24 protein-coding genes and 1 other RNA gene are annotated in these 25,047 nt (G+C 61.3%); 15 read left to right on the top strand and 10 right to left on the bottom strand.

Annotated elements, in window-relative coordinates:
- Positions 1-52: 52 nt before the first annotated feature.
- An RNA gene (gene rnpB / locus OIS50_RS07725) (RNase P RNA component class A) lies at positions 53-520 on the top strand.
- A 396-nt stretch (positions 521-916) separates the two neighbouring features.
- Here the strand turns inward: rnpB and OIS50_RS07730 are convergent.
- Both OIS50_RS07730 and OIS50_RS07735 read right to left on the bottom strand, forming a co-directional pair.
- Positions 917-1,390, bottom strand: coding sequence for a c-type cytochrome (locus tag OIS50_RS07730; RefSeq protein ID WP_264693735.1), 474 nt, complete (start codon positions 1,388-1,390; stop codon positions 917-919).
- Positions 1,391-2,674, bottom strand: a complete 1,284-nt coding sequence (locus OIS50_RS07735) for a PQQ-dependent sugar dehydrogenase (RefSeq protein WP_264693736.1) — start codon at positions 2,672-2,674, stop codon at positions 1,391-1,393.
- A 256-nt stretch (positions 2,675-2,930) separates the two neighbouring features.
- Here OIS50_RS07735 and OIS50_RS07740 point away from each other — a divergent pair, with 256 nt between their 5' ends.
- Positions 2,931-4,088 (top strand): sigma-54-dependent transcriptional regulator, encoded by a 1,158-nt coding sequence (locus OIS50_RS07740; RefSeq protein ID WP_264693737.1) that lies wholly within the window; start codon positions 2,931-2,933, stop codon positions 4,086-4,088.
- Between the two features lie 84 nt (positions 4,089-4,172).
- Here the strand turns inward: OIS50_RS07740 and OIS50_RS07745 are convergent, their stop codons facing one another.
- On the bottom strand, positions 4,173-4,436 hold the full coding sequence (locus OIS50_RS07745; RefSeq protein ID WP_264693738.1) for a hypothetical protein: 264 nt from the start codon (positions 4,434-4,436) through the stop codon (positions 4,173-4,175).
- Between the two features lie 206 nt (positions 4,437-4,642).
- Complete coding sequence (locus OIS50_RS07750) at positions 4,643-5,659, bottom strand: acyl-CoA synthetase family protein (RefSeq protein ID WP_264693739.1); 1,017 nt, start codon at positions 5,657-5,659, stop codon at positions 4,643-4,645.
- A 117-nt stretch (positions 5,660-5,776) separates the two neighbouring features.
- Here OIS50_RS07750 and OIS50_RS07755 point away from each other — a divergent pair, with 117 nt between their 5' ends.
- On the top strand, positions 5,777-6,322 hold the full coding sequence (locus OIS50_RS07755) for a hypothetical protein (protein WP_264693740.1): 546 nt from the start codon (positions 5,777-5,779) through the stop codon (positions 6,320-6,322).
- A gap of 194 nt (positions 6,323-6,516) precedes the next feature.
- Here the strand turns inward: OIS50_RS07755 and OIS50_RS07760 are convergent, their stop codons facing one another.
- Positions 6,517-8,937: an alpha-ketoacid dehydrogenase subunit alpha/beta gene (locus OIS50_RS07760; protein WP_264693741.1), complete on the bottom strand. Its 2,421-nt coding sequence runs from the start codon at positions 8,935-8,937 to the stop codon at positions 6,517-6,519.
- A gap of 250 nt (positions 8,938-9,187) precedes the next feature.
- Here OIS50_RS07760 and OIS50_RS07765 point away from each other — a divergent pair, with 250 nt between their 5' ends.
- The 5 genes from OIS50_RS07765 (at position 9,188) to OIS50_RS07785 (ending at position 14,820) form a co-directional block, all read left to right on the top strand.
- Positions 9,188-9,976: a DUF1573 domain-containing protein gene (locus OIS50_RS07765; RefSeq protein ID WP_264693742.1), complete on the top strand. Its 789-nt coding sequence runs from the start codon at positions 9,188-9,190 to the stop codon at positions 9,974-9,976.
- 292 nt (positions 9,977-10,268) lie between these two features.
- Positions 10,269-10,763 carry a hypothetical protein gene (locus OIS50_RS07770; protein WP_264693743.1) on the top strand — a complete coding sequence of 165 codons (495 nt, stop codon included), beginning with the start codon at positions 10,269-10,271 and terminating at the stop codon, positions 10,761-10,763.
- Positions 10,764-10,847: 84 nt separating this feature from the next.
- The gene (ald, locus tag OIS50_RS07775) at positions 10,848-11,975 is read left to right on the top strand and encodes an alanine dehydrogenase (protein WP_264693744.1); all 1,128 of its coding nucleotides are present in this window, start codon (positions 10,848-10,850) and stop codon (positions 11,973-11,975) included.
- A gap of 155 nt (positions 11,976-12,130) precedes the next feature.
- Positions 12,131-12,730, top strand: coding sequence for an SMI1/KNR4 family protein (locus OIS50_RS07780; RefSeq protein ID WP_264693745.1), 600 nt, complete (start codon positions 12,131-12,133; stop codon positions 12,728-12,730).
- Between the two features lie 146 nt (positions 12,731-12,876).
- Positions 12,877-14,820: an LTA synthase family protein gene (locus OIS50_RS07785; protein WP_264693746.1), complete on the top strand. Its 1,944-nt coding sequence runs from the start codon at positions 12,877-12,879 to the stop codon at positions 14,818-14,820.
- 202 nt (positions 14,821-15,022) lie between these two features.
- Here OIS50_RS07785 and OIS50_RS07790 read toward each other — a convergent pair whose 3' ends face one another.
- On the bottom strand, positions 15,023-15,502 hold the full coding sequence (locus tag OIS50_RS07790; RefSeq protein WP_264693747.1) for a type I restriction enzyme HsdR N-terminal domain-containing protein: 480 nt from the start codon (positions 15,500-15,502) through the stop codon (positions 15,023-15,025).
- A gap of 131 nt (positions 15,503-15,633) precedes the next feature.
- Here OIS50_RS07790 and OIS50_RS07795 point away from each other — a divergent pair, with 131 nt between their 5' ends.
- Together OIS50_RS07795 and OIS50_RS07800 are read left to right on the top strand one after the other, a co-directional pair.
- A complete protein-coding gene (locus OIS50_RS07795; RefSeq protein ID WP_059071457.1) occupies positions 15,634-16,407 on the top strand; it encodes an AMP nucleosidase in 774 nt (257 codons plus the stop codon).
- 215 nt (positions 16,408-16,622) lie between these two features.
- Positions 16,623-18,287: an amidohydrolase gene (locus tag OIS50_RS07800; protein ID WP_264693748.1), complete on the top strand. Its 1,665-nt coding sequence runs from the start codon at positions 16,623-16,625 to the stop codon at positions 18,285-18,287.
- A 204-nt stretch (positions 18,288-18,491) separates the two neighbouring features.
- Here the strand turns inward: OIS50_RS07800 and OIS50_RS07805 are convergent, their stop codons facing one another.
- A complete protein-coding gene (locus tag OIS50_RS07805; RefSeq protein ID WP_264693749.1) occupies positions 18,492-19,928 on the bottom strand; it encodes an MFS transporter in 1,437 nt (478 codons plus the stop codon).
- 162 nt (positions 19,929-20,090) lie between these two features.
- Here OIS50_RS07805 and OIS50_RS07810 point away from each other — a divergent pair, with 162 nt between their 5' ends.
- The gene (locus OIS50_RS07810) at positions 20,091-21,401 is read left to right on the top strand and encodes a chloride channel protein (protein ID WP_264693750.1); all 1,311 of its coding nucleotides are present in this window, start codon (positions 20,091-20,093) and stop codon (positions 21,399-21,401) included.
- A gap of 227 nt (positions 21,402-21,628) precedes the next feature.
- Complete coding sequence (locus tag OIS50_RS07815) at positions 21,629-21,868, top strand: hypothetical protein (RefSeq protein WP_264693751.1); 240 nt, start codon at positions 21,629-21,631, stop codon at positions 21,866-21,868.
- An 89-nt stretch (positions 21,869-21,957) separates the two neighbouring features.
- On the opposite strand, the gene OIS50_RS07820 is transcribed toward OIS50_RS07815, so the two are convergent.
- Together OIS50_RS07820 and OIS50_RS07825 are read right to left on the bottom strand one after the other, a co-directional pair.
- Positions 21,958-22,266, bottom strand: a complete 309-nt coding sequence (locus OIS50_RS07820; protein ID WP_264693752.1) for a hypothetical protein — start codon at positions 22,264-22,266, stop codon at positions 21,958-21,960.
- Between the two features lie 55 nt (positions 22,267-22,321).
- Positions 22,322-22,597 carry a hypothetical protein gene (locus OIS50_RS07825; RefSeq protein ID WP_264693753.1) on the bottom strand — a complete coding sequence of 92 codons (276 nt, stop codon included), beginning with the start codon at positions 22,595-22,597 and terminating at the stop codon, positions 22,322-22,324.
- A gap of 247 nt (positions 22,598-22,844) precedes the next feature.
- On the opposite strand from OIS50_RS07825, the gene OIS50_RS07830 reads away from it, so the two are divergent.
- Positions 22,845-23,078 carry a hypothetical protein gene (locus OIS50_RS07830; RefSeq protein WP_264693754.1) on the top strand — a complete coding sequence of 78 codons (234 nt, stop codon included), beginning with the start codon at positions 22,845-22,847 and terminating at the stop codon, positions 23,076-23,078.
- 21 nt (positions 23,079-23,099) lie between these two features.
- Positions 23,100-23,363, top strand: a complete 264-nt coding sequence (locus OIS50_RS07835; protein ID WP_264693755.1) for a hypothetical protein — start codon at positions 23,100-23,102, stop codon at positions 23,361-23,363.
- Between the two features lie 79 nt (positions 23,364-23,442).
- Here the strand turns inward: OIS50_RS07835 and OIS50_RS07840 are convergent, their stop codons facing one another.
- The gene (locus OIS50_RS07840) at positions 23,443-24,180 is read right to left on the bottom strand and encodes a hypothetical protein (protein WP_264693756.1); all 738 of its coding nucleotides are present in this window, start codon (positions 24,178-24,180) and stop codon (positions 23,443-23,445) included.
- Positions 24,181-24,343: 163 nt separating this feature from the next.
- Between OIS50_RS07840 and OIS50_RS07845 the strand changes: the two genes are divergently transcribed.
- Positions 24,344-25,045 carry a Crp/Fnr family transcriptional regulator gene (locus tag OIS50_RS07845; RefSeq protein ID WP_264693757.1) on the top strand — a complete coding sequence of 234 codons (702 nt, stop codon included), beginning with the start codon at positions 24,344-24,346 and terminating at the stop codon, positions 25,043-25,045.
- Positions 25,046-25,047: the final 2 nt, after the last annotated feature.

The following is a 25,047-nucleotide window of genomic DNA, read 5'->3' on the forward strand; positions in this document are numbered from 1 at the left end:
TCAGGATGACAGACGAACCAAGAAAGAAAGAATAAATTACCTTTGCCCGCAAGTGATGCGCCGCCCCACCGCTGCGCAACCGGCCTAGGTCGGGAGCGGAGAGGAAAGTCCGGGCAACGCAGAGCACCCTGCTTCCTAACGGGAAGGACGGCGGCGGGCGACGGCCGCCGGACAGCCAGTGCCACAGAAAACTACCGCCTGTTTGAGCTTAGGTAAAAAGCTTAGGGACTTGGCTGAACGACTCCAAGCACCATAAGTTCTTAAGCCCTAACCGGTAAGGGTGAAAAGGTGCGGTAAGAGCGCACCAGCGGGCGGGCAACCGTTCCGGCTGGGTAAACCTCAGGGGTTGAAAGGCCAAATAGGCCGGCAGGCGGGGCTTCGGTCCCGCAACGAGCGGCTCGCTCGTTGTCGGCGGGTAGGCTGATGGAGCCCACGCGCGAGTGTGGGCCTAGATAAATGGTGGGGCCGCTGCCCTTCGCGGGGTGGCGGACAGAACCCGGCTTACAGGCGCATCACCAAAAACACAAAACCGGCCGTCGTTGCAAGTGCAGCGGCGGCCGGTTTTGCTTTAAAGACATGTTTGGGGTTGCGAAGCCCAATGGATGCCAACTAGAGCTAAGACTAGTTCCCCTCCTCAGATGAGGAGGGGCTGGGGGTGGTTGACTGGTCGTTGAACGCCTCTGAACGGGTCGTCATGCTGAGCTTGCCGAAGCATCTCTACCGCTTCGTTGAGGCTCGTATCTGGCGAAGCGGTAGAGATGCTTCGGCAAGCTCAGCATGACAGACGCGGGAAGCAGTCCTAGGTAGTTTTAGCTCTAGCTTTTCAACCACCCCTAGCCCACGCCGCTCGATGCGCGGAATTCATCTGAGGAGGGGAACTAGCTGTAACCTCAATCCTAGCCTTAGCTCTAACACGCTACTTCTTGTTAGCAGCCCGAATGGCTTTTACCTCGGCGGCTGAAACGGCCGAGGCTTTGTTGCCGAAGCTGTTGCGCACGTAAGTCAGCACGTCGGCAATTTGCTGATCGGTGAGGTGGGGCTGCGCGGGCATCACGTTGCGGTACTCTTCGCCGTCGATGTCAACATCCTCGAGGCCATTCAGCACCACCTTTACCAGGCGGGTTTTGTCGCCGAGCACCCAAGTTGTTTTGCTGAGCGGCGGGTTCATCGTTTCCACGCCTCCCCCATCGGCCATGTGGCAGGTGAGGCAGTTTTGGGTGTACACGGTTTTGCCCGCGGCCAGCGTAGCCGCCGACACGGCTGCCCCGGCGGGCTTTGCTTTGGCAGCGGTTGGTTTGGCCTTGGCAGTCGGTTTTTGTTGAGCGGCTGCCGAGCTGGTGCCTATTGCTACCAGACCTAGGGCCACAAGAATCAGCTTAGTTGAAGCCATTTACTTTTTGTTGTACACGATGCGATATAAGGTGCCCTTCTTGTCATCGGTGATATAAAGGGAGCCGTCGGGGCCTTGGGCGAGGCCGCAGGGCTTGTGGTCGGGGCGGCCCGCAGCGGCTTTGGCGGCGTCGCCCGCGAAGTTGTCGGCAAACACTTCCCAGTCGCCAGAAGGTTTCCCATCCTTGAAAGGCTGGAACACCACGTAGTAGCCTTTCTGGGGCTCGGGGGCGCGGTTCCAGGAGCCGTGGAAGGCGATGAAGGCGCCGTTCCGATACTTCTCGGGGAACATGGTGCCCGTGTAGAACAGCAGCGCGTTGGGTGCGGTGTGCGCGGGGTAGGCCGCCGCCGGCAGCAGGTAGTTACCGGTGGCCTCTTTTTTACCGTCGCCGCCGTACTCGGGGGCCTGCATCAGCTTCTGCTGCTGGCCGTCGTAGTAGGTGTAGGGCCAGCCGGCGTTGTCGCCCTTTTTGAGAGCGTACATGCACTCGGCCGGCAGCTCCGCCGATTGTTTGGTGTTGTAGAGCTCGGGGAAGTTGTCGTGCAGCTGGTCGCGGCCGTGCTGCATCACAAACAGCTGGTTGGCCTGCGGGCTCCAGTCGAGGCCCACCACGTTGCGCAGGCCGGTGGCGTAGCGCGTCCCGTTGCCATAGCTCTGGTTCAGCTTATCGGCCCGAAACTGCCAGATGCCCCCGGCCGAATCGAGCATGGGGCAGTTGGGCCGACCTAGGGAGCCACGCTGCCGGTCGTTTACCTGGCACGAGTTGGAGTACGCGCCAATGTTCACGTACAGGTTGCCGTCGTTGTCGAGCGCGATGGATTTGCTTTCGTGCTGGCGGCGGTTAATCAGGCCCGTTACAATCTTCTCGGGCTTATCGGGGTTCGTTACCTCGCCCTTCTCGTTTAGCTTGTAGCGAAACACCTCCTGGTCGGACGAGGCGTAGAGGTAGCCGTTTTTGGCCACAATGCCCGTGCCGCCGTATTTGCCGAACCCACTCGCTACTTCGGCCTTGCCGCCTGCGCCGGGGCGCAGCATCAAGATGCCGTTGCCGCTGGCGTTGGGGCGGTTCAGCTTAACGAAGATGGTGCCTTGCGGCGTGGTGGCAATGTGCCGGGCACGGCCACCGGTTTCGGCCACTACCAGGGCACCAAAGCCTTCGGGTAGTTTCAGGCCGGCGTTGTTGGCATCGGGCACTACGCGCTCCTCGGGCTTGAGCGCAAACAAAGACAGGCTCCCGACCAGTGCCGCCGACAGCAGCAGGTAACGCGGAACAGCGTTTTTCATGGGGTAGTAGAATTCGGTAAACGGGTTTGGCAGCTGACTTTTACGGCCTTCGGATGAAAACGAACAGCCGGGTTTTCGGGCTGTTTGGCAGAATTACCCCCGTAGCACCTAGGGCTGAGCGTGTGCGCAGGCACTTACCGGCAGGCAAACAGCGGGCGAAGGTAGCAGATGCCTGCCACGGTGGAGGTTTTCAGCGTATAATTACAACGCCCTCCTTTTCGTTACTTTCGACCCCCGACTGACTTACCCTGATTCCATGCCCCGCATCCTCATCATCGACGACGAAAAAGCCATTCGCTACACGCTCAAGGAAATCCTGGAGTTTGAGAACTACACCGTCGACCAAGCCGAAGACGGACCCGCGGGCCTGGATATGCTCATCAAGGACAAATACGACGTGGTCCTCTGCGACGTAAAAATGCCCAAGATGGACGGCCTCGAGGTGCTGGAACGCGCCCAGAAGATTTCGCCCGATACCGCTTTTATTATGGTTTCGGCGCACGGCAACATCGAAATGGCCGTGGATGCCACCAAAAAAGGGGCCTTCGATTTCATTCCGAAGCCACCCGACCTCAACCGCCTGCTGGTAACCGTGCGCAACGCCCTCGACCGCACCAAGCTGGTTACCGAAACCAAAACGCTGAAAAAGAAGATTGCCAAGAACTCCGAAATGGTGGGCGACTCGGCCGCGTTGGAAAGCGTGCGCAAGGCCATTGCCAAAGTAGCCCCCACCGATGCCCGCGTGCTCATCACCGGCCCCAACGGCGCTGGTAAGGAAATGGTAGCCCGCCAGATACACGAGCAGAGCAACCGCGCCAACGGCCCACTCATCGAGGTAAACTGCGCGGCCATTCCGTCGGAGCTCATTGAATCGGAGCTGTTCGGCCACGAGAAAGGCTCGTTTACCTCGGCCGTAAAGCAACGCATCGGCAAGTTTGAGCAGGCCGATGGCGGCACGCTGTTCCTCGACGAAATCGGCGACATGAGCCTCTCGGCCCAGGCCAAGGTGTTGCGCGCCCTCCAGGAAAACAAGATTACCCGCGTGGGCGGCGAAAAGGAAATTTCGGTGAACGTACGCGTGCTGGCGGCCACCAACAAAAACCTGCTGCAGGAAATTGCCGACCGTAACTTCCGCGAGGATTTGTACCACCGCCTGTCGGTAATCCTGATTCAGGTGCCGGCCCTCAACGACCGCCGCGACGATATCCCGGCGCTGGCCGATAAGTTCTTGGCCGACATTGCCAACGATTACGGCAACAAGCCCAAGCGCATCGCCCCCGATGCCATGCAGTACCTGCAGAGCCTCGACTGGCGCGGCAACATCCGCGAGCTGCGCAACGTGGTGGAACGCCTCGTGATTATGGGCGGCGACCCCATCAGCGAAGACGACGCCCGCACGTTTTCGGGCAAGTAACCGCTCCGTGCTTGCACCCCAACAAAAAACGCCGGCCTATCCAGCCGGCGTTTTTGCGTTCATCTCGTCGTACAGCGAGCAGCATCAGAGTGCGTCTTTGGCTTGCTTTTTCTGCTCGCGCAGTTGGCGTTTTTCCTCCTTCAGCTGCTGCTCAACGGTTTTTTGCTGTTGGCGTTGTTGCTTGGCAGCCTGCTCCTGCTCCTTAAGCTGCCGCTTTTGTTGCTCCATGACTTCTTCCTGCTTTTGCAGTTCGGCCTTGGCTGCTTTGGCCGACTCGCGGCTGGCCTCGGCTTGGCGTTTTTGCGCGTCCAGCGCTGCCTTGGTGGCATCGGTGCGCTGCTTTTGCATCAGCAGACGAGCCCGTGCCGTATCGGCGGCGGTAGTTTGCCCCAGCGCTGGGAGGCAGCCTAGCAAAACGAATAGGGAAACCGTTGTCAATTGAGCTTTCATGGCTTTACACTGTTTACTCTGACACCCACAACTATCTATAAGATAATGGCTTCAAGGGCAAAATCCAGCAAAAAGCAGCTCTATATTGCTCGGCGCGGTAGCTTTTAACCAGCTAATTGGCTGCAGCCGCGGATATCGGAGTTATCGAGGCGGCCGAGCACCTCAAAGCTGCCATCGGGGTGGCGGCGCCCTAGGTCGCGGGTTTCAATGAAGGCGCAGCTATCGATGTTGGCTAAATCGACCACGTTGATGGCGCCGGAGGCACGCTCGAAGTTGGCGCTGAACGGGTCGGTGGGCTCGCGCAACAGCACCTGCAAGGCCGGCGGGGCGAAGAAGCGGCCGTTGCCGGGGCTGTAGGCCTGCGAGAGCAGCTCCGTCATGCCGTATTCGGAATGAATGACCTCCTTTCCGAAAGCAGCGCCCAGTTCGGCGTGCAGTTCCTCCCGAATCATTTCGCGGCGGCGGCCCTTCATGCCGCCCGTTTCTAGTACTGCTGTAGGCAGGCGCAGCGCAGGGTGATTGGGGTAGGAGGCGGCCAAATCAAGCAAGGCGTACGTCACCCCGATCAGCATGATTTTGCGGCCGCCTAGGTGGTGCGCCTCCTCCAGGGCCCGCAGCAGGGCGGCGTGGTCGTGCAGGAAGAAGGCCTCCTGCTGCGGCTGGCCCGAGGCGCGCACAAAGTGCTCTACCATCGCCACCAACGACGATTCGCCTTGCTCCAGGTATGAGGGCAACAGCGCCAGAAACGCCCACTCCGCCAGGGGGCCGTATTGCTGCTCGAACAACCGCTGGGCGTGTTGGTGGTACAGATCTGGGTCGCGCACGAGGTGGCGGCTGCGCTGCATTTGCGTGGTGCCGCTGCTGCGAAACACCTGCGCTGGTTGCCACGCATCGGTGGGTTCAACGGTAACTACGTCCTGCGTTTTGAAGAACTCGATGGGCAGAAAGGGTACCTCAACCAAACGCTGAACTTGCGCCGGCTGGCAACCCAGGGCACCAAGCCAGGCGCGGTAGGGTGCGCAGTACCGGGCCTGGTACTGAAACAGCTTCAGCGCCAATGCCTCGGCCGTTTCGGGGCTGATGGTGGCTAGTTGCTGGAGGTATGCAGCGCGGAAACTCATCGGGCCGGGCGTGGGTTAAGCAAGGGCATAACAAATGTGCGGGTGCTGCGTTGTGTGGTAGTAAAATGCGTACTTTTTCGGGCCGGATATCGGCAGCACCTGCTTAGCTTTTTCCCTATGCTGCGCATACGTTTACTCACGAGCTTACTGGCAGTGGCCGCTGCATGGGCGCTTACCGCCTGCGACGATGCCCCGGATTACCCGGACACGCCTTCTATTCAGTTTAAGAGCATTACGGCCGAGCGCGTAACGCCCACCACCGGCGAAACGCCCTACAACCGCATTTATGTAACCGTAACCTACAAAGATGGCGACGGCGACCTGGGGCTTTCGGAAGAAGACATTCAGTCGCCGCCCTTCAACGCGGGCCGCTTCAGCCAGAATTACTTCATCACGATGTTCCGGCAGAACAGCAGCGGCATTTACCAGCAATACATTCCGTCGATTCCGTTCAACGGCCGGTTTCCGCGCATGCTGGAGCCCAACGAGAAAAGCCAGCCCATTCGCGGCGACCTGACCTACGAAATCTACAAAGGCATCGGCTTCACCATCACCGACCCCAACTTCCGGCCCGGCACCAAAATCAAGTTCAACATTCAGATCGTGGACCGCGCCCTGCACGAAAGCAACGTCATCACCACCGACGAGCTGACCTTGCCCTAGGTACTTGCCGGGCTAAGCACCGAATGCAACCGCCCCGCCGCCGGCAATGCTGGCAGCGGGGCGGTTTGCTTTGGGCACCTAGCTCGTTGTCATTTCGAGCGAAGCGAGAAATCTGGGTTGAAACCATTTAGTTGTCAGTCCCAGATTTTTCGCTTCGCTCGAAATGACAGCTAGCTCAAAACCACAAGCCAGGCCTAGTAAATGTCGGGGAAGCGCTGCGGCTCCACCTCCTGCATCAGCTCGTACACCGTATCGAACACGTCTTCGGCGTTGGGCTTCGAGAAGTAGTCGCCATCGGAGCCGTAGGGCGGGCGATGGGCCTGCGCCGCCAGGCAGCGCGGCTGCGAATCGAGGTAGCGGTAGCCGCCTTGCTCGTCCACTACCTGCTGCATCATGTAGGCCGTGGCGCCGCCGGGCACGTCTTCGTCGGCAAACAGCACGCGCGAGGTTTTCTTGATCGACTCCAGAACCACGCCTTCGCGGTCGAAGGGCAGCAAGGTTTGCACGTCGATTACCTCCACCGAAATGCCTACTTGCTCCAGCTGCGCAGCGGCATCGAGCACGATGCGGCACATGGAGCCGTAGGTTACGATGGTGATGTCGGTGCCTTGTTTCAGCACTTCGGGTACACCTAGGGGCAGCGTGAATTCGCCGATGTTGCTCGGGATGCGCTCCTTCAGGCGGTAGCCGTTCAGCGGCTCAATCACGATGGCGGGCTCGTCGCTCTTCAACAAGGTGTTGTAGAAACCGGCGGCCTGCGTCATGTTGCGCGGCACGCACAAGTGCATACCCCGGATCGAACCCAGAATCATTTGGATGGGCGAGCCGCTGTGCCAGATGCCCTCGAGGCGGTGGCCGCGGGTGCGCACAATCAGCGGGGCTTTTTGGCCGCCTTTGGTGCGGTACTGCAGCGAGGCCAGGTCGTCCGACAAAATCTGAATGGCGTACAGCAGGTAATCGAGGTACTGGATTTCGGTGATTGGGCGCAGGCCGCGCATGGCCGCGCCAATGCCCTGGCCCACAATGGTGCACTCGCGGATACCGGTGTCGGTAACGCGCAGCTCGCCGTACTTCTCCTGTAGGCCGGCAAAAGCCTGGTTTACGTCGCCGATGCGGCCAACGTCTTCGCCGATGGCAAACACGCGCGGGTCGCGGGCCAAAATGGCGTCGAAGCAGGCTTGCAATACCTCTCGGCCGTCGACCTGCGGGGCATCGGCGGCAAACTCGGGCTTCACCTCTTCCACATTCAGCGCCGATTCTTCGCTCTGGCTGAACAAGTGCGAGTTGTAGCGGTCGGCGTTTTCGGCCACGGCTTGCTCGTGCCAGCGGCGCAGCTCGCTGCGGGCGCCGGAGCGCTTTACGTCGCGCACGAGGCGCAGCGAGCGGCGCACGGCGCGCATGATATCGGCGCGGATGGGCGTGGGGTTGTGCTCAAGCTGGTGAATCAGCTCGTGCAGCTCGTTTTCGCGGCCGGTTTCGGTAGCGAGGTTGTTGAGCAGCTGCACGGCTTCGTTGCGCTCGGCCACGATGGGGTTGAAGAACGCTTCCCAAGCCGCAGCGCGCGCTTTGCGCACGGCATCCTTGGCTTCGTTCTCAATCTGGTCGAGCTCCGCCTCAGTAGCGTGGCCTTCCTGCAGCATCCACTGGCGCATTTGGCGCATGCAGTCGTACTCCTGCTCCCAGGTGAGGCGGTCTTTGCTTTTGTAACGCTCGTGCGAGCCCGAGGTCGAGTGGCCTTGCGGCTGCGTAAGTTCGGTTACGTGCACCAGCACGGGCACGTGCTCGCGGCGGCACACCTCGGCGGCGCGCTGGTAGGTATCAACGAGGGCGGCGTAGTCCCAGCCTTTCACCACAAAAATCTCGAAGCCCTGCTCGCCCGGCGCGTTGCGCTGGAAGCCACCTAGGATTTCGGAAATGCTTTGCTTGCAGGTTTGGTACTCGGCCGGAACCGAAATGCCGTAGTGGTCGTCCCACACGCTCATCAGCATGGGTACTTGCAGCACGCCGGCCGCGTTGATGGCCTCGAAGAACATGCCCTCCGAGGTGCTAGCGTTGCCGATGGTACCAAAGGCTACCTCGTCGCCGTTGCGCGAAAACTGCGTGAACTGCTGCAGCTCGGGGTTTTGGCGGAAGAGCTTGGAGGCGTAGGCCAAACCCAGCAGGCGCGGCATCTGCCCGCCGGTAGGCGAAATATCGGCCGAGGAGTTTTTGCTGTCGACGAGGGCCTTGAAGTTGCCGTCTTCGTCGAGGAAGCGCGTGGCGAAGTGGCCGTTCATGGCACGGCCGGCGGTGGCGGGCTCGGCTTCGGCGTCGGGGTGCGCGTAGAGCTGGGCGAAGTACTGCTGCAGCGTCAGCTCGCCCGTAGCGAACATGAAGGTTTGGTCGCGGTAGTAGCCCGAGCGGAAGTCGCCGGGGCGGAAAGCACGCGCCATAGCCAGCTGCGGCAGCTCTTTGCCGTCGCCGAAGATGCCGAACTTGGCTTTGCCCATAAACACTTCCTTGCGGCCCGTGAGCGAGGCCTGGCGGCTTTCCCACCCTAGGCGGTAGTCGCGGAGCAGTTCTTCTTTGCTAAGCGTGGCGGCGGCCGAAGCTACGGCCGATTCGGCAGTGGACATGCAGTTGGTCGTCGGGAAAAAGTAGACGGAGCGGACACCCGCCGGATGGGTGCGGGCGGCCCGCCGAGGCCGGCGGGCCCTCAAAAGTACGCAAAAGCGGCACGCAAAGTCGAGGCCCGGCAAACGACCGTTAGGTTCGGGCTTCTGATTATATTTGCTGAGGCTGTTTTACCTTGCCGTTCGGGCCCCTGGGTGCACCGATTAATGCCTGAGCACGCAGCCTTTAGTCATTCATTTACGCCTTTTTGCTATGCTTCGTACCCTTACTACCTCGCTGCTGGGCTTGTGCCTGCTGCTCACGGCCCTAGGTGCTTCGGCCCAGGGTGTGCTCGAGTTTACTCAAACCATGCACGACTTCGGCAACGTGGCCGAGGGCAGCGTGGCCACCCACGAGTTCAAGTTCAAGAACACCGGCAACCAGCCCGTGGTAATTGCGAATGTGCAGGCATCGTGCGGCTGCACCACCCCCGACTGGACAAAAACGCCCGTGATGCCCGGCAAAACCGGCTTTATTCGGGCCGCTTACAACAGCGCCGGCCGCCCGGGTCAGTTCAACAAAACCGTAACCGTGACGAGCAACGCTGCTACGCCTACGCTGGTACTGACCATTAAAGGTGCTGTGGTTGACAAAGCCGAAATGGCCAAGAGCTACACGGCCGCGCAAATTGCCAAGTCACCCAAACTCACCCTCGACCGCAAGCTGCACGACTTCGGCAAGATGGAATCGGGCCAGCAGCTCACGGCCAAGTTCACAGTAAAGAACACCGGCAAGAGCGACCTGCAGCTGGGCTCGATTACCTCCAACTGCTACTGCGTATCGCTGCGCAACCAGCCCAAAGCCCTGAAGCCCGGCGAGTCGGCTACCATCGAGCTGCAGTACGCCCAGCGCCAGATTGGCCAAATGGCCGATGTGGTAACGCTGCACTCCAACGACATCACCGGCCCCGACGCTACCATCACCCTCAAAGCCAACGTGGTACAAAGCCTCTCGCAGCAAAGCATGCTGAAAGAAGGCGCCGCGGCGGTACCGTTTAAGTAGGACCGCGGATAACTGGCTGCGTCTTGCCTGCTTGGGATGCGCCAGCAACAAGCACAACGGCCGTCATGTCGAGCTTGCCGAGACATCTCGCCGGATAGTATTGTCATCCTGACGCAGAAAGGACCTTCTCACGTCAGGACCTCAGATATCTCGCTCCGCTCGACATGACAGGCTTATTGACCTGCTAATTTCTTGCTGATGCCACGACCTCAACCGTCGTGGCATCATTTTTTGTAGTGCCCGCCTAGGTGCATTTTGCGCGTTCCTCCCTCAACAACCTCTACCCTACCCGATGCGTGTTTCTTTACCCTTGTTCCTAGGTCTGGCAAGTGCGGCCGTGCTGGGCAGCGGCTGCGTCCGTAATATTCAGGTGCCCCAGGCCACGCCGCAGTATGGCTTGCAGCTGCGTATTCGGCTACCGAAAATCACGCCGGCTACTACGCTCGATACCGTGCGGGTAGCCCTGGAGCTCATCAACACCAACGACGAGCCCTACGTGGTATCCAGCCCGGCACGGCCCCAGGCCACCCTGCCCGTGGCCTACATCGACGGGGCACCTAGGGCCTGGCAAATGCACATGCGCCGCGGCAAGGATGTGCGCATCACCCTACCGCCGCGCGGCACTTACCGCGCCACCTACGATTTGCCCATGAGTGCTTTTGCGGGCGAGCGGCGCGAGGCCGGCAAACAATATCAGCTGCAGCTGCTTTACCACCCCAAGGTGTACGGCCCCAAAGGGCACCGCGCCACGTTCGTCGAAATCCAGAGCAACAAGCTGGCCTTTTGAGGTAGCTCGACCGAACGCCGGGCGGCGGGCATTGCCTATATTTGCGGCCACTTTTCCCCGTCATCACATCCCACCATATTTCCCATGATCATCGGCGTACCGAAGGAAATTAAGAATAACGAAAACCGCGTGGGCGTTACGCCCGCCGGCGTGGCCGAATTCCGCAAGGCGGGCCACACGGTATATGTGCAAACCAGCGCTGGCGAAGGCAGCGGTTTCTCCGATGCCGATTACGAGCAGGCTGGCGCTATGCTGCTGCCCACCATCGCCGATGTGTACGGCCAGGCCGAGATGATCGTGAAGGTGAAGGAGCCCATCCAGGAGGAGTACCAGCTCATCCGCGAAGGCCAGCTGCTGTTCACCTACTTCCACTTTGCCTCGTCGGAGGAGCTGACGCACGCCATGATCGAGCGCAAGGCTACCTGCTTGGCTTACGAAACCGTAGAGCTGCCCAACCGCTCGCTGCCCCTGCTGGTGCCCATGAGCGAAGTGGCTGGCCGCATGGCTCCGCAAGAAGGCGCTAAGTACCTCGAGAAGCCGCTGAAAGGCCGCGGCATTCTGCTAGGTGGCGTACCCGGCGTACGTCCGGCGCAGGTGCTCATCCTGGGCGGTGGCGTGGTAGGCACCAACGCCGCTAAAGTAGCTGCCGGCTTCGGCGCGCAGGTTACCATCATGGACATCAGCCTGAACCGTCTGCGCGAGCTCGACGACATCATGCCGAAGAACGTGGTGACGCAGTACTCGAACGACTACAACATCCGCGCTGCCATCAAGGAGGCCGATCTGATCATCGGCGCCGTACTGATTCCGGGCGCTAAGGCTCCGCACCTTGTTACGCGCGAGATGCTGAAGGACATGAAGCCCGGCGCCGTAGTGGTTGACGTTGCCGTTGACCAAGGTGGCTGCATCGAAACCTGCACCCCCACCACGCACGAGAACCCCACCTTCATCATCGACGATGTGGTGCACTACTGCGTAGCCAACATGCCCGGCGCGGTGCCCTACACCTCTACCCTGGCCCTCACCAACGCTACCCTGCCCTACGCCATTAAGCTGGCCAACCTGGGCTGGCGCGAGGCCTGCCTGCGCGACGCTTCGTTGCGCCTGGGCCTGAACGTGGTAAACGGCGAGGTGGTGTACAAAGGCGTAGCCGAGGCTTGGGGCCTGCCGCTCACCAACGTGAGCAAGATCCTGGAGCCTGCCCACGCGTAAGTGAATTAAGAAGGAATAGTGAGGAAGGAAGATTGCGTTTACGGGCCCAATCACCCCTGTTCTGCCTTCTTCCTTCCTCACTACTCCTTCACCCTTAAAAAAGCCTCCCCTACAAGGGAGGCTTTTTGCTAACTCGAATACCTTCTTTCTCCGCGATGCAAGACATCACCTACATCGGCGAGCCCATTTCCGATTCGGCTACCTTTAAGCTGCTGCCTTTTGAGATGCAAGCCTTTATGCTGCAGCACAATGGCATGGTTGCTTTTCTGGGCGGCCTGCACATTCGGGGTTGCTGCCACGAGCCGGCCTGGCACTCGCTGCGCGAGGCCTGGCAGGGCGAAAATGCATTTTGGCGCACCTACGCCAGCGTAAAGCAAAGCGACCTGCCTTTCGCCCAGGATGCGGTGGGCAATCAGTTTCTGCTGCGCCGCGGCGAGGTGTGGTGGCTCGATACCGAAACCGGCGAAATGGAAAACCTGGGCGTAGACTTCGTGCGGTTTATTCGCGGCGTGGAGCTGTACCCCGACCAAGCCCTCGACCTGCAGGCCGTTTCGATGTTCACGAACCTAGGAGCCGTGCTGCAACCGGGCGAGCTGCTGGCCGTGTACCCGCCCAACTGCATCAAGGCTGAAAACGAAAACTTCAACCTGACGCGCATGCCCGTGGATGTGCGCCTGGGCTCGTTGGCCAACCTGTATCAGCAGATCCGCCGCCTCAAGCCCGGCCAGAAAATTCGTCTGCGTAAAGACTATTAGCAGTTTGTGAGTTAGGGAGTTGAGGAGTTTATGAGTTGGCGGGTTTAGGGTAAAGAGTGGCGCGAAACGAACGCATCAACTCTTCAACTCATAAACTCTCCCACTCACAAACTCCTCAACTCCCTAACTTTTTCCTTCCTCCTCGTATGCCCTCATTTTTGCTGCAACTGCTGCTCCGGCGCTTTGCGCTGCTGCTGGCGGCTTACCTGCTGTTGCGCGGCGGGTTTTATGCGGCCAACTATAGCGTGTTTGCCGAGGCCTCCGCGGCGCAAACGTTGTGGGCGTTCTGGCACGGTTTCCGGTTCGATTTATCGGCGCTTTTGCTGCTAAACTTTCCGTTCTTGCTGCTCTCGCTGATACCAGCATACGGGCGCACCTGGCAGCGCACGCTGCGGGGCGTGTACCTCACGCTCAACGCCCCGGGGCTGGTCCTGAACATCATCGACAGCCAGTACTTCAAATTCATCGGGCGGCGCACCTCCGATGAGCTGTTCACCATTACCGGCGACATTGAGCGGCAGGCCGGGCAGCTGGTGTGGCACTACTGGTTTTTGGTGCCGCCGTTTGCGGTGCTGTTTGGCTTGCTGTGGTACTTCTACCCCATGCCCAAAGCCGCGCCGGCGCCAGCTAACGCGGCTAACCCGCTGCGCCGCATGGCTCGCACCATGCTAGCGGTAGCGCTGGTGGCTGGCCTGGCAGTGCTGGGCATCCGCGGAGGGCTGCAGCTGAAACCCTTGCGGCCCGGCCACGCCTTCGTGCAGACGCCGCCGAGCCTGGGTCATCTGGCCCTCAACAGCACCTTTACCTTTATCAAAAGCTTTGGGCAGAAGGTGTTGGAGCGGCGTGACTACTTTGCCACGCCGGCCGCCTTGCAGCAGGCCCTAGGTGCCAGCTACCCCGCGCCGCGCCCGCAGCCCACCGCCACCCGCCCCGATAACGTGGTGATTTTGCTGGTGGAAGGCTTTGCCTCGGAGTACAACGGCATCGAAAACCCGGGCCAGCGCAGCTACACGCCTTTCTTCGATTCGCTGGCCACGCAGGGGCTGCTGTTTCGGGAGCACTACGCCAACGGCCGCCGTTCCATTGAGGCGCTGCCCGCCGTGTTGGCCGGTTTGCCGGGGCTGATGGAGTCGCCGTACATCACCTCCAACTTTCAGACAAACGAGCTGCACGGTTTAGGCGAACTGCTGGGGCGCCAGGGCTATACGACGTCGGTTTTTCATGGGGCCCAAAACGGCACCATGGGCTTCAATGTGTTTGCCGGCAAAGCGGGCATTCGGCAGTACTACGGGCTCGAAGAATATCCCCGCGGCGCCAAAAGCCCCGACTACGATGGGCACTGGGGCATTTTCGACGAGCCGTACCTGCAGTACTTCGCCCGGCAGCTTACGCAGCAGCGGCAGCCGTTTTTCTCAACGGTGTTCACGCTGACCTCGCACGAGCCCTTTCCGGTGCCGACGCAGTACCAGGGCCGCTTTGCACCCGGCGAGCTGCCCATTCATGCCTCCATCGGCTACACCGATTTTGCCCTGAAGCGCTTTTTCGCCACGGCCAGCCAGCAGCCGTGGTACCGCAATACGCTGTTCATTCTGCTCGCCGACCACACCTCGCAAAGCCTGCAACCCGGTTACCAGAACCTGCTCGGCGCCTACAAAACGCCGCTGCTCCTGTTTCACCCCGGTGGTAAGCTACCGGCTGCCGATGTGCACCGCATTACGCAGCAAGCCGATGTGCCCGCCACCGTGCTCGATTACCTAGGCTTTGGCGCCGATGCCAGCCAGCTGCTGCCGTTTGGGTATTCGGTGTTCGACAATCGAGTAACTGGGCGTGCGGTATTCCTCTCGGGCAACACTTACTACCTGGTGCACCGCGACTACGTAACCGAGCTGACGACCGACAACCAGGTGCGCCTCTACCCCTACCGCACCCACAGCCTGCCGGCCCAGCCGCTGGCGCAGCCACCTAGGGACAAACAGCAGGCCTACGGCAACGAGCTACGCGCTTTGGTGCAGTTCTTTACCAATGGGCTGCTCGATAATACTTTGTATCCGAAGCTCAGTGCACCAACAACTGTAGCGCGGACTTTGTAGTCCGCGTCCGCGGATAGTAATGTCTGACCTAGGGAAATGTAGCGCAGGCTTGGCTACGCCTTCCTACGGTTCAGCCCGCGTTGGCGTGAACGATTGCTGCTGCGCGGTTACGCCCTACGACGACGTGCTGGCACACGCGGGCTAAAGCCCGCGCTACACCGCGCTAACGGCAACGATTGATTTTACTATCCGGGGACGCGGACTACAAAGTCCGCGCTACTTCCAGCAGTTCCAGCGCCTCGGCGTAGGTTGGAATAAACGTAAGTGCCTGCGTGGTGCGCTCGATGCTGTGCACGCGCCAGCAACAGTGCTGCACGCCGTTGGTTACGAGCAGCAGCGGGGCGCCAATCGTTTGGTTGTAGGTGGCAATTTGCATAGCCACATCAGCGGTAAGCGGCACGCTGGCGGCTTTGCACTCTACCAGCAGCAGCGGCTGGCCTGCCGGGCCCAGGGCGTGCAGATCGGTGCGTTTGCGGCGTTGGTTGTAGGTGTGGCCGCGCTCCAGGCTGAGCAGGCCGCGCGGGTACCCCAGGTGCTCAACCAAGTAGTTTACAACGTGTTGCCGCACCCATTCTTCGGGGGTGCACACCACGTTGCGGCGGCGGAGCACGTCCCAGATCAACAGATTCGGGCCCGATTGCGTAACTTTGTAGGCGAAAGGCGGCAGGTTCAACGCTTGCATCACCTCCAAAGGTACGGCTAACAGGCTCCTGCACCCGCTTTTTCGCTCCGCAGAGCCGTCGTTCACTATCATGCACGACGGTTTTTTTGCATCCGTACCCCAACCTACCCGGCATTTCCCATCAATACACCATGAAGACCAAATCAGACATTGTCAAGAACTGGCTGCCCCGCTACACCGGGGTACCGCTGGAGGACTTTGGCCAGTACATTCTGCTGACCAATTTCATCAACTACGTAACCATGTTCGCCGAGCATTTCGGCGTCGAGATTAAGGGCATCGACAAGCCCATGCAAACGGCCACGGCCAACGGCATTACCATCATCAACTTCGGCATGGGCTCGGCCATGGCTGCCACCGTGATGGATTTACTCGGGGCCATCAAGCCGAAAGCGGCGCTGTTTCTGGGCAAGTGCGGCGGCCTGAAGGGCAAAACCAAAGTGGGCGACCTGATTCTGCCCATCGCGGCCATTCGCGGCGAAGGTACCTCCGACGACTACCTGCCGCCGGAAATCCCGGCTCTGCCTTCGTTTCGCTTGCAGCGCTCGGTTTCTTCCATGATCAAGAAGCACGAGAAGGACTACTGGACGGGCACCGTGTACACCACCAACCGCCGCGTGTGGGAGCACGACGAGAACTTCAAGAACTACCTGCGCCAGATCCGGGCCATGGCCGTGGACATGGAAACGGCTACCATTTTCGTGGTGGGCTTCGTGAACGAGATTCCGCACGGCGCCTTGCTGCTGGTATCCGACGAGCCGATGACGCCAGAGGGCGTGAAAACCGCCGAGAGCGACAAGAGCGTAACGTCGAACTACGTTACCACGCACCTGCAAATCGGCATCGAGTCGCTGCTGGAGCTGAAGAACTCCGGCGAATCGGTGAAGCACATGCGCTTCGAATAAGACCACGGATTCAGGCGGATTTTTCGGATTTCGCGGATTTTGTGGACGTGCCTCAACGGTGCTCTGGCCTGGCGGCCGGGGCACCGTTGTTGTTTTCGGACCCCTGGGCGCAACCGATGCAATGGCTGGCAACGGGGTGCCTCGGGCCCTAGGTGGCGGGCCGGTTTATTTTGCCTGGGACTTGGGCTAACTTGCCGCCTTACTCCGCCTTGCCCATGCTCCAACGACTACGCCCTGCACTGGCGCCGCTTGCGGCGCTGCCGCTGCTGGCGGGCCTCACGGCCTGCCCCTCCGCTAAATACCCCGCCGACCTCGTCGTGTACAACGCCACGGTGTACACCGTCGATTCGGCCTTTACCAAAGCGCAGGCCTTTGCCGTGCAGGATGGCAAAATCGCGTTTGTAGGCACCTCCGACGAAGTGCGCGGGCGCTACCGCGGCAAGGAAGAAGTTGATGCCCAGGGCAAGTTCATTTACCCTGGTTTTTACGACGCGCACTGCCACTTCTACCGCTACGCCCTAGGTCTGCGCGATGCCGATTTGGTGGGCACCGAGTCGTGGGGGGCGGTGCTGGGCAAGCTGCGCGCCCAGCGCCGGCAGCACCCGCAAAGCGCCTGGCTCACAGGCCGCGGCTGGGACCAGAACGACTGGCCCACGAAGCAGTTCCCGACCAAAGACTCGCTCGACCGGCAGTTCCCCGACGTACCCGTGTTCATCGTGCGCGTGGATGGCCACGCGGCCCTCGTCAACCAAAAGGCGCTCGATCTGGCCGGTGTAACGGCCCGCACGCCCATTTCGGGTGGCGTAATCGAGAAAGATGCCCAAGGTCGCCTCACAGGGTTGCTGGTCGATAACGCCGTGGATCTGGTTTCGGCCAGGATTCCGGAGCCCACGCCTGCCGAGGCGGCCAAGCTGCTGCTGCAAGCGCAGGCGCAGTGCGTGGAGTTGGGCCTCACCAGCCTCGCCGATGCCGGCCTGGAGCGCAGCCAGATCGAGCGCCTCGACTCCATGCAGCAAGCCAACCAGCTGAAGCTGCGCCTCGACTGCATGATTAACCCCTCGCCGGCCAACCGCCAGTACTACCTAGGGCGCGGGCCTTACCTCACCGACCGCCTCACGGTAAACTCGTTTAAGGTGTACGCCGACGGCGCCCTGGGTTCGCGCGGGGCCTGCTTGCTTCATCCTTACTCCGACCGGCCGAAGCAAACCGGTTTCCTGTTGCAATCGGTGGCCGAATACCGGGCGCTGGCCAAGGAGCTGGCCGCGAGCAAATTTCAGATGAATACCCACGCCATTGGCGACTCGGCCAACCGTGCCCTGCTGGATATTTACGCCGAAGTACTGCGCGGCCAAACCGACCGCCGCTGGCGCATCGAGCACGCGCAGGTGGTAAGCCGCCCCGATGTGGCCAAGTTTGGCCGCTACAACGTGGTGCCCTCGGTGCAGCCCACCCACGCCACCTCCGATATGTACTGGGCCGGCGAGCGGCTGGGCGCCGAGCGCCTGAAAACCGCCTACGCCTACCAGGATTTGCTGAAAGCCACCGGCCGCCTGGCCTTGGGCTCCGACTTCCCGGTGGAGGCCCTGAATCCGCTGTTCGGTTTCCATGCGGCCGTGGCACGGCAGGACGCCAAGAACTACCCGAAAGGTGGTTTTCAGCCCGAAAATGCCCTCACCCGCGAGCAGGCCCTGCGCGGCATGACGGAGTGGGCCGCCTGGGCCGCTTTCGAGGAGAAGAAGAAAGGCACGCTGCAAGGCGGCAAATGGGCCGACTTTGTGATTTTGGAACAAGACCTGATGACCGCGCCCGCCGAACAGCTGCGCAACATCAAAGTGCTGAGTACTTACATCGGCGGCGAGAAAGTGTACGGGCGGAAGTAATCAACTGTAATTCAGACCAACTGTCATTCCGAGCGTGAGCGAGGAATCTGGTGCTGCCGACACAACGTTGCTGACCCAAATTCCTCGCTCACGCTCGGAATGACAAGATGCCGAACGGCCCCGCCTGCAGCTGCAGGCGGGGCCGTTCGATTTAGGTAACCCCTAGGTGCCCCAGGGCTGCTCAGGCACCTAGGGCTGCGCAACTTAGTGCGCTTGCAGCGGCGTGCCGGCGTGCGGCGCCGCTGGCGGCGGCTGGTTGATGGTTTCGTGCGGGTGCGGCTCGCGCAGCTTCTTGCCGCGCAAGGTCAGCAGAAACAGCAGGCCCAGAATAAAGAAGACGATGAGAGCCAGGATGCTGTAGCGCATCGAGCCGAACCACTGCCCGATGATGCCCCAGGTAGCCGTACCGATTACGATGCTGAGCTTTTCCGTAACATCAAAAAAGCTGAAGTAAGCGGCCGTGTTGTGGGTGTCTTCGGGGATGATTTTGGAGTAGGTAGAGCGCGACAGGCTCTGGATGCCGCCCATGGTGAGGCCGATTACCGACGCCAGGGCATAGAACGTCCTGTCGGCTTGCACGAAGTAGCCCGCAATACAGATAAACGCCCAAATGATTACCGACCAGCTGAGGGCCCGCGTATTGCCGATGCGCTCCGATAGCCGTGCGAACAAGTAAGCACCTAGGATAGCCACCAGCTGCAGCAGCAAAATGGTGATGATCAGGGCCTGATCGGGCAGGTGCAGCTCGTCTTTGCCGAAGATGGTGGCCACGTACATCACGGTTTGCACGCCCATGTTGTAGGTGAAATAGGCCAGCAAAAAGCGCTTGAGGTTGGGCAGGTGCTTGAGCTCATCCCACACCTTGCCCAGCTCGCGGAAGCCGTTGAGCAGCCAGCCGCTGTCGGCGGTGCCGGCATTGGCCGAGCGGCCTTCGTCGGCGGGCAGGCGGGCAAAGGGAATCTGGGCGAAGCCGGCCCACCAAACGCCCGTGAGCAGAAACGCTATTCGAGTGGCCTTGCCGGCCGTGAGGCCCAACGACTTATCCAGCCCCAGGGCCGGGTGGCCCATGATCAGCCCCAGGCACAGCAGCAGCAGAATAACCGAGCCGATGTAGCCCATGGAGAATCCGCGCGCAGAAAGCCGGTCGTACTGGTCTTCGGTGGCGATGATGGGCAGGTAGGAGTTGTAGAACACGATGGAGCCCGAAAAGCCCACCGTGGCGGCAATAAACACGAACGTAGAAACGGTGAGCGTGCTGGGCGTGAAGAAGTACAGCGCCGCACACGAGGCCGCCCCCAGGTAGCAAAAGAACTGCAGGAACAGCTTTTTGCGCCCCGAGAAGTCGGCCAGGGCCGTGAGGAACGGGCTGATAAGGGCAATCAGCAGAAAGGCCGCCGAAATAGCGTACGTGAGCAACGACGAGCCCGGCACCTGAAACCCCAGGAAGTTGACGGGGCTGTTGCCGTCGCGGCCGGTGATTTCGGATACCACGCCGCTCCAGTAAATCGGGAAGATGGACGAGGTGATTACGAGCGGGTACACCGAGTTGGCCCAGTCGTACATGGCCCAGCCCGAGGTGATGCGCTTGTCGTTTTTCGGCACCGCTACGGAGGTGGCGGCCGCGGCCGAGGCAGTTGTCATAAAGTAAGGCAGTAGAAGAATGCCCAAACTACGCAGTTTTAGTTATTGCGGACGTTGCGCCTTGGTTAAGTAAAGCGCCATGCAGTTGCCTGCGCCGCCGGCTGCACCCGCCACCTAGGCAGCGCGGTGTTTACTTTGCGGCCACATCAGCCCCGAGCACCTGTGCCCCCAAACACCTCCGCACGCCGCCTGCCCCTGCCCGATCCAGCGCCTCAACTGCTGTTTGCGGGCCGCTGGCTGCTGATTTGCGCGGTGGTGAGCGTGTTGGCGGGGACGGCCTCGGCGGGCTTTCTGGTGAGTTTGGATTGGGTTACGCACCTGCGCCGGTTGCACCCCTGGCTGGTACTGCTGCTGCCCCTAGGTGGGTTGGCGGTGGGTTTGCTCTACCACTACCTGGGGCAAAGCGTGGCCCGCGGCAACAACCACCTGATTGAGGAAATCCACCAGCCGCGCGACGTGATTCCGCTGCGCATGGCCCCGCTGGTGCTGCTGGGCACCTTGCTCACGCACCTGGTGGGCGGCTCGGCGGGGCGCGAGGGCACGGCCGTGCAAATGGGCGGCGCCCTCGCCGATCAGCTCACCCGCGGGCTGCGCCTGCGCCCGCGCGAGCGGCGCCTGCTGCTCATTGCCGGCATCAGCGCGGGCTTTGCCTCGGTGTTTGGTACCCCGCTGGCCGGGGCCGTGTTCGGGCTCGAGGTGTTTCGGATAGGCCGCCTGCGCTACGATGCCCTGCTGCCCAGCGTACTGGCCGCTTACGGCGCCGACTGGGTAACGCGCCAGTGGGGCGTGGGGCACGCCCATTACCTGGTGCCGCACGTGCCCGCCCTAGGTGCCGCGGGCCTGGCAGCTGCCTTGGGCCTGGGGGTGCTGGCGGGTGTGGTGGCGCGCTGGTTTGGGGCGGCTACGCATGCCTGCCAACGCTGGTTTGCAGCGGCGGTGGCCTGGCCGCCGCTACGCCCGGCCCTGGGCGGCGCGGCTTTGCTCTTGCTGACGTGGCTGCTCAGCCTTGGCCCCGTGCCCAACATTACCAACTACCTAGGGTTGGGGCTGCCCACCATTGCCGCAGCGTTTGCGGCCCCGCTGCCGTGGTACGCCTTTCTGCTGAAACTCCTGCTTACCTCGCTCACGCTGGGCTCGGGCTTTAAGGGCGGCGAGGTTACGCCGCTGTTTTTCGTGGGTGCGGCCTTGGGCAGCGCGTTGGCGTTGGTGCTGCCGTTGCCGGTGGCATTGCTTGCGGCCATGGGGTTTGTGGCGGTGTTTGCCGGGGCAGCCAATACGCCCTTGGCTTGCACGCTTATGGGCATCGAGCTTTTTGGCGTGGCCGCGGCGCCTTACCTGGCGCTGGCTTGCGTTATGGCCTACCTCGCTTCGGGCCACCGGGGTATTTACGGGGCGCAGGTGGTAGGCCAGGCCAAGCACTTGCGCTACGGCCGCGATACCGGCCAGCCCCTAAGCCAACTACCTAAGCGTTAAGCCTTAGCAAAATCACGTTTTCAAAAAATCTTACAACAAATGTAACCCAAGGCCAAGCTGCGCCGTTGGTACGGGGGTGTAGTAGTGCGCGTGCGTGAGAAGCTGATGTGAGCCCTTGCCTGGCAAGGCCTGTTGTGCCGAGGGCAGCAGTAGTAAATATCCCGACGCGTACCCCCCTTCTGCCCCACGTAGTTGTTGCAACTCCTGCTCTTACCGCCGCTTTTCCCATGACCGCCGAAGAATTAGCGCAAGCCGGCTTTTACCCCGCCGACTGGGTGCCTTCGGGCACTACCTACACACAGGGCCAGCTATACGTACGCATGTCGGCCACGGGCTCCGTGCGCGTGTTTGTACCGCTCGATTCTGCCGACATCGAAATCTCATCGGGCGACCTGTACGACCCCGAAATTCACCACCGCGGGCCCGTGACCACCCTCGACGAGCTGTACCGAATCCTCAAGGCCTAGGTGGCAGCAAATATGTAAGCGCGCGGGCCCCACAAACCAACCTGGTTCGTGGGGCCCGCGCGTTTTTGTTGACGACTGACGACTGACTGTTAGTCCGATACCGGGTCGCCGAAGAAAAAACCGGCGTCTTCGAGCGAGGTAGCCACGGCCGCGGCAATCTGGTGCTGCTGCACGTACTCCAGCTCCTCGGGGTAGGCCTCAAAGTATTGCTCCGTTACAAAATCAGCCGCATCCTCGGTGCCCATCGATGCCCAGAGCATGCGGGGCATGTCGAGCCGCCACGAGTGCGACTGGGTACGCACCCGCACAATTTTCAGCTTGCACTGGATGCGCACCGTTACCATGGCCATGTCGGGTTCGGCATCGGCCTGAATGACGTAAGAAATGGTGTTGCTCATGATGAATAGGTGGAGAAGCAACCCGAGGGCTGCGGGTACGAAACAAGCAGTAGCGTTAGCGCACCCGTTCGGTGCTGTGCTGCTGCAAAGCGTTGGCGATGATGCGGTGCACGTGGCAACTGCCCAACAGGCGGGCCGGCAGCGGATGCCGCTCCCGAAACAGGCGCGCCACCAGTTGCGAGGCGGCCCGGGTGCCCATGCTTTCCCAAAGCAGATAGGGCAAATCCATTTCCCAAACGTCGGGGTGGTCGTTGCCGAGCGTTACGAGCACAAGGCTCACCACCGGCCCCTCGGCCTCGGCTACTGCCCGCAGCGTGTACCTGTTGCCCATACACCAAAAAGGTTAGCTGTTTCTACGTTTAAGAAAATACATTATTGCCATAGTTCCATAAATATTGTTGAGCTAAGGTTTTGCATACCTGCGACCGGCAGTGCTGGCAACCAAACCACACACCGCGCTATGCCACAGGCTTTCAAACGAATGCAACGCCAGCCAACCTATTCGGCACCACGATAGGTGCCCCGGAAAATGACAACAACCCGGAAACAGACAGCTGTTTTCTTCCTCTTTCGCAGCAATGCCCCGTTGGGTTGCGGCGGTAAGTACGGTTTTTCAAGCTGAACAAATACGGACGCTGAAACTGCTGGCTCAGCTCAGGCCTGAAACCAAGCGCATCGCACAAACTTTCAACGCCTTACAAGCACCTGATAACGCTGCTTGGCTCTGGCGGCGGGGCGGCGGGGGCCTGCGCAAAAACACCGAAAAACCGCTCGGCAGTAGCATCATCGACCACGGGCTTGCGTACGCATAACCAAAACCAACTGCTACGCCCATGCACCACGACCACGATACCCCTGCCCCGCCGCCCACGCAGCTGATCCGCTACGTGCTGCAAATTGGCAACATGACCGACAACGAAAGCATTGGCCGCGTGCGCGAGCTGCTCACCAACCTTGGCCTGCTCGTCGACCAGGTAGGGCACGGGCAAGCCGAGGTAGCCGTGGCCCAGGGCACCAACCCCGGCCCCGAAGGCATCCGCGAAGCCCTCGAAGGCGGCGGGTTCCGGCTCGATGCCTGCACGGCCCAAACCGGCTGATTATCAAGCCCCCGATAAAAAAGCGCGGGCCCGGAGCATTGCTCCGGGCCCGCGCTTTTTTAAAGCCGGCCACCTAGGGCTACCCGTCGTAATCGAAGCGGCGGTAACCCGGGTTTTCGTCGCGGCGGCCATACCGATTGGGGTGGTCGGGGCGCGGCGGCTGGTTGCGGCGGGTTAGCTCGTCGAGGGGCCCGCGGCTGTTCATGCCGATGTTCATGTTGCGAATGTCGGTGCGGTTGCGGCCGCCCTGGTCGTAGTCGCCGCCACCGTAGCCGCCCCTGAAGGGGTTGCGGTCGACGTCGAAGTTGCGGTCGGCGAAACTGTCGCGGCCGCCGCTGCCCAAGCCTCCCCGGAGGCCGTTTTCGTCGTAGCCGCGGTCCATATCGCCGTTGAAGCCGGCAAAGCCCTGGCCGTAGCCCCGGTTGGCGCCGCTGTACTCCGAGCCGCCGTAGCCCGAGCTGCCCAGGGCAGCCCCGCGGCCGTAGTTATCGTTGTACTGCTGGCGCGGGCGCTGGTCGTCGTCATCGTAGCGGCGGCGCGGCCGGTCGTCGGGGCGGCCAATGTCGCGGCGTCGGCCGTCGTAGCGCTCATCCATTTCGTTGGGCCGATAGCCCGGCCCCAAGCCGTTGCGGCGCCCCGAGCTGGCCCCCGATGAGCTATCCGAAGTACCGCCGCGCCGGCTAAAGCCGCGGTCGTAGTCATCGTCCTGGTCGGAGCGCCCGGCGCCCTGCCGGTTGGTATCGGGGTAGCGGCGCTCGTTGGGGCGGCTGCCTTGGTTGCGCGGCTCATCAAAGAGGTAATCCGAGTAATAGGCCATGGCGTTTGGGTCGTTGGTCAGATGATTATCTACCGCCGCATCCGCCGCAATGTTACACGCGCTGCCCGGCAACTGAGTTGAGCGCCTTGCTAAACCCTGGCTTTGCATATCATTTATTACCAATTGCTTATATTCAGACACAAGCTTATTAGCAAGCTGCGCCATGAAGCTCGCCCTTGCCCCCAGCATCCTCCCCGTAGCCCGGCAATTTACCCTGCTGCAGGGCTGTAGTCCCGAGGAGCTGGCCATGCTGGAGGCCAGCCTTACCTGCCGCACCTACGCCGAAGAGCAGCCCCTGTACAACGCCGGCTCCGAGCCCGCCGGCCTGTACCTGCTGGTGCGCGGCTGGGTAAAAGTGAGCCGCTGGAGCGACGACGGCAAAGAGCAGATTGTGCGGCTGGTCCAGGCCGGCCACGCCCTCGGCTACCGCAGCCTGGTAGCCAACACCCCGCACGCCAACTCGGCGGTGGCCCTCGAAGAAACCGCCGTGTACCTGATCGAGCGCACCACGCTGCGGCGCGTGCTGGCCGGCAACCCCAGGTTGGCCAATGCCTTGGCCGCCCTGCTGGCCTCCGATCTGGCCTCGGCCGAGGGGCGCATGCTGCACCTCACCTACAAGCCCGTGCGCGCCCGCCTGGCCGAAGCCCTGTTGCTATTGCTGCGCACCCAACAGCGCCCCGCTGGCCAGCCAAACAGCTTCAGCATCTCGCGCGATAACCTGGCCGCGCTGGTGGGCACCACCAAAGAAACCCTGTGCCGCCTGCTCACCGGCATGAAAGACCTAGGCCTGCTCACCACCGAGCGCCAGGGCATTCGGGTGCTGAAGCCCGCTACCCTAGGTGAGTTGGCGGCCGCGGCCGAATAGGC

The sequence above is a fragment of the Hymenobacter sp. YIM 151858-1 genome, assembly GCF_025979705.1.
GTDB lineage: Bacteria > Bacteroidota > Bacteroidia > Cytophagales > Hymenobacteraceae > Solirubrum.

What these genes read in the sequence shown, in the direction of transcription:
- OIS50_RS07730 (WP_264693735.1), bottom strand. Translation starts at nt 1,390, where the DNA reads ATGGCTTCAACTAAGCTGATTCTTGTGGCCCTAGGTCTGGTAGCAATA.
- OIS50_RS07735 (WP_264693736.1), bottom strand. Translation starts at nt 2,674, where the DNA reads ATGAAAAACGCTGTTCCGCGTTACCTGCTGCTGTCGGCGGCACTGGTC.
- OIS50_RS07740 (WP_264693737.1), top strand. Translation starts at nt 2,931, where the DNA reads ATGCCCCGCATCCTCATCATCGACGACGAAAAAGCCATTCGCTACACG.
- OIS50_RS07745 (WP_264693738.1), bottom strand. Translation starts at nt 4,436, where the DNA reads ATGCAAAAGCAGCGCACCGATGCCACCAAGGCAGCGCTGGACGCGCAA.
- OIS50_RS07750 (WP_264693739.1), bottom strand. Translation starts at nt 5,659, where the DNA reads ATGAGTTTCCGCGCTGCATACCTCCAGCAACTAGCCACCATCAGCCCC.
- OIS50_RS07755 (WP_264693740.1), top strand. Translation starts at nt 5,777, where the DNA reads ATGCTGCGCATACGTTTACTCACGAGCTTACTGGCAGTGGCCGCTGCA.
- OIS50_RS07760 (WP_264693741.1), bottom strand. Translation starts at nt 8,937, where the DNA reads ATGTCCACTGCCGAATCGGCCGTAGCTTCGGCCGCCGCCACGCTTAGC.
- OIS50_RS07765 (WP_264693742.1), top strand. Translation starts at nt 9,188, where the DNA reads ATGCTTCGTACCCTTACTACCTCGCTGCTGGGCTTGTGCCTGCTGCTC.
- OIS50_RS07770 (WP_264693743.1), top strand. Translation starts at nt 10,269, where the DNA reads ATGCGTGTTTCTTTACCCTTGTTCCTAGGTCTGGCAAGTGCGGCCGTG.
- ald (WP_264693744.1), top strand. Translation starts at nt 10,848, where the DNA reads ATGATCATCGGCGTACCGAAGGAAATTAAGAATAACGAAAACCGCGTG.
- OIS50_RS07780 (WP_264693745.1), top strand. Translation starts at nt 12,131, where the DNA reads ATGCAAGACATCACCTACATCGGCGAGCCCATTTCCGATTCGGCTACC.
- OIS50_RS07785 (WP_264693746.1), top strand. Translation starts at nt 12,877, where the DNA reads ATGCCCTCATTTTTGCTGCAACTGCTGCTCCGGCGCTTTGCGCTGCTG.
- OIS50_RS07790 (WP_264693747.1), bottom strand. Translation starts at nt 15,502, where the DNA reads ATGCAAGCGTTGAACCTGCCGCCTTTCGCCTACAAAGTTACGCAATCG.
- OIS50_RS07795 (WP_059071457.1), top strand. Translation starts at nt 15,634, where the DNA reads ATGAAGACCAAATCAGACATTGTCAAGAACTGGCTGCCCCGCTACACC.
- OIS50_RS07800 (WP_264693748.1), top strand. Translation starts at nt 16,623, where the DNA reads ATGCTCCAACGACTACGCCCTGCACTGGCGCCGCTTGCGGCGCTGCCG.
- OIS50_RS07805 (WP_264693749.1), bottom strand. Translation starts at nt 19,928, where the DNA reads ATGACAACTGCCTCGGCCGCGGCCGCCACCTCCGTAGCGGTGCCGAAA.
- OIS50_RS07815 (WP_264693751.1), top strand. Translation starts at nt 21,629, where the DNA reads ATGACCGCCGAAGAATTAGCGCAAGCCGGCTTTTACCCCGCCGACTGG.
- OIS50_RS07820 (WP_264693752.1), bottom strand. Translation starts at nt 22,266, where the DNA reads ATGAGCAACACCATTTCTTACGTCATTCAGGCCGATGCCGAACCCGAC.
- OIS50_RS07825 (WP_264693753.1), bottom strand. Translation starts at nt 22,597, where the DNA reads ATGGGCAACAGGTACACGCTGCGGGCAGTAGCCGAGGCCGAGGGGCCG.
- OIS50_RS07830 (WP_264693754.1), top strand. Translation starts at nt 22,845, where the DNA reads ATGCCCCGTTGGGTTGCGGCGGTAAGTACGGTTTTTCAAGCTGAACAA.
- OIS50_RS07835 (WP_264693755.1), top strand. Translation starts at nt 23,100, where the DNA reads ATGCACCACGACCACGATACCCCTGCCCCGCCGCCCACGCAGCTGATC.
- OIS50_RS07840 (WP_264693756.1), bottom strand. Translation starts at nt 24,180, where the DNA reads ATGGCCTATTACTCGGATTACCTCTTTGATGAGCCGCGCAACCAAGGC.
- OIS50_RS07845 (WP_264693757.1), top strand. Translation starts at nt 24,344, where the DNA reads ATGAAGCTCGCCCTTGCCCCCAGCATCCTCCCCGTAGCCCGGCAATTT.